Source organism: Streptomyces sp. SID3212 (assembly GCF_009865405.1).
Taxonomy (GTDB): Bacteria; Actinomycetota; Actinomycetes; order Streptomycetales; family Streptomycetaceae; genus Streptomyces.
Window position 1 is genome coordinate 1 of the sequence record NZ_WWJY01000964.1, and the last position, 364, is coordinate 364.

1 protein-coding gene is annotated in these 364 nt (G+C 78.0%); it reads left to right on the forward strand.

The features are described 5' to 3' along the window. A partial coding sequence (locus GT042_RS39500) for a hypothetical protein (protein WP_237531301.1) occupies positions 1-364 on the forward strand: 364 nt, incomplete at both ends.

A 364-nucleotide genomic window follows, 5' to 3' on the forward strand; every position in this document is an offset into this window, starting at 1 on the left:
CTCGGCATCGAGCGGGGTGGTGAGCGCCTGGTGGGCGGCGAGCAGCAGGCGGCCCGGGGCATCGGAGGCGCGGCCGCGGCGCCAGGGGGCGTCATCGGGAGCCAGGCGGGCAAGGTGCGCGCCAACGGGTACGCCGTGCTGGTCCATGCGGTGCATCCGAGCCGCGAGGAGCGGCCACTGACGGGCACTTACCAGGAGCGCGGCCTCCCGGTGGGGCAGGTGCTCGTGGACCGCGGCGACCAGGCGGGTGTGCGCGGCCTCCTCGACGCCGAGCCGGCGCAGGGCACGGGCGCGGTTGCCGAGGTCCAGGTCCCGGGGGACGTCCAGGCCCTCCGTCAGCGGGCCCCAGACCCGCCGCGCGTCC